Raw genomic sequence first — 2,137 nt, 5'->3', positions numbered from 1 at the left:
GCGGATGACGCCGGTCACCGCGTGCGGCACCGCATCCGCCTCCCAGGCCGGGTCGTGCGCGTCGAGCGGTCCACGGGTCGCCATCAGCCGAACGACTTCACGGACGAAGAACGGATTTCCGCCGCAGCGACGCTGGATCGCCCGTACGACCGGAGCGCCGGGCCGTGCGCCCGAATGGTGCGCGACCAGGGCGGCGACCGCTTCGTCGTCCAAACCGCCGAGGTCGATCGTCGAGATGTCGGTTCGCTCGGTCAGCCGCCGTTGTTCCTCGTGCACGGCGGCGGCAGGCACTTCGGTCGGCCAGGCCACCAGGACCAGTACCGGTAGCCGATGCAGACGGTCGGCGAGCAGACCCAGCACCTCGAACGTCGCGCGGTCGGCACGGTGCGCGTCATCGAGCACCAGCAGCAGCGGCCCCGCACCCGCGAATTCCCGGACCGCCCGGACGATTCCGTCGACGACCGCGAACTGCGAGTCGAACTGCCGGGGCACGGTCGACGACCGAGCCCATTCCGGCCATTCAGGCACCAGAGAGATCAGTTCCGGTGCCGCGTCGCACGCGGCCACGCGTGGCGCGGCACCGAGGTGCTCGCCCAATTCGCGCAACAGTTGAATCCACCCCCACAGCAACGGCTTCTGGACGCCGTCGGGGTGTGTCGCCCAGGCGACGGTGGTGCCCAGAGCGCGGGCGTGATCGGTGATCGTCGTGGCGAGGGTGGTCTTGCCGATGCCGCTCTCGCCGGTCAGCACCGTCAGGCCACCGCGGCCTTGCCGGGCCGCCTCCGCCATCTCCGCCAGCCAGGTCAGCTCCGCGGTTCTGCCGATCAGGTTCGGCCGCGGCGGCGACGGCCGCTCCTTCCCGAGGATGATCGGCGCATCCGCGGCCGCTTCCGCACCGTCGTCGCACAATTCCCGGAACAGCCGCCGCAACTCGTCGCCGGGCCCGATCCCCAGCTCATGATCGAGGACCTCGCGGACCCGATCGTAGGCTTGCAGGGCCTCGGCGCGCCGCCCGGATCGGGCCAGCGCGGTCATCAGCTGTACCCACAACCGTTCGTGCACAGGCGATTCCGTGATCGCCACCTCGATCGCGGGTATCAACTCCGCGAACCGGCCCAGACTCAGCGCCGCATCGAAACCCGCCTCCGCCGCCGCCCTGCGCAACCCCGCCAACCGTTCGATCGCCGGATCCGCGAAGGACCATCCGGCGAACTCCACGAGGGGGTTCCCGGTCCACAGCCGTGCCGCGCGGGTCAACACCTCGTCGGCGGACCGGGCGTCACCACCGGCCAGCGCACGCCGCCCGGCTCCGACCAGTTCCTCGAATCGGTGGATGTCGACGAACCCGTCGCCGATGTCGAGCTGATAGCCCGACGAACGCACGGTCAACCGCGGCCCAGCGGCATCGCCGGGATCGAGCAGGCGCCGCAGATTCGCCACATAGGCGCGCAGCGACGTCAGCGCCTTCGCCGGCGGGTGTTCGCCCCAAAGCCCATCGGACAGCTGATCGAATCGCACCACCCCACCCCGAGCCAGCAGCAACATCGCCAGCACCGCCCGCTGCTTCGGCCCGCCCAGCGCAATCTCCGCGCCCCCGGCCCGCACGCGCATCGGCCCGAAGAGAAAGTACTCCACCTACACACCGTTCGTTCAGCGGAGCGGTCCCGAACCCGCTTGCAACCCTGCTCTATCCAGCAGACTCTAAACCGCCCGCCGCATCCTTGCGTCGGTAAACGGGGCGCACCAGCGGCGCCGCGACGTGCGGCGGAACAGGGATGTCTGCCCAAAATGACCGATTCGCTGACAGATTCGCCGCTGTTCGACCTGATGCGCCAACGTGTCAGTGTGCGGCTGTGGTTTTCGCGCCGCTTCGGCGCGACAACCACAGCAACCCCACCCACGACACGAGCACCACGATGACCACGCCCACTCGCACTTCCGCCAGCGCACTGCGGGGATAGAGCACACCGGTGATGTAGTGATCGATGAAGCCGCTCGACGGGAGGCCCGCCTCACCCGCGCGATGGCGGGCCCAGTTCTCCAGATTGGTCAGCGGGCACTCGAACTTGAACAGGACCGTGCTGAAACCCCAGCCGAACGCGGCCAGGTGCAACCAGATGGTGCGCGGCCATCGCCA

2 protein-coding genes are annotated in these 2,137 nt (G+C 69.3%); both read right to left on the bottom strand.

From position 1 onward, the window contains the following. Positions 1-1,635 (bottom strand): BTAD domain-containing putative transcriptional regulator (locus ACWELQ_RS44430; RefSeq protein ID WP_452402974.1); only part of this gene is annotated, 1,635 nt, incomplete at its 3' end. Positions 1,636-1,840: 205 nt separating this feature from the next. Then, on the bottom strand, positions 1,841-2,137 hold a 297-nt coding region (locus ACWELQ_RS44425; protein WP_452402973.1), incomplete at its 5' end, for a DUF2784 domain-containing protein.

Source organism: Nocardia sp. NPDC004722 (assembly GCF_053601505.1).
The sequence above is the reverse complement of the archived record's forward strand: the minus strand, read 5'-3'. Positions and strand labels throughout refer to the sequence as shown.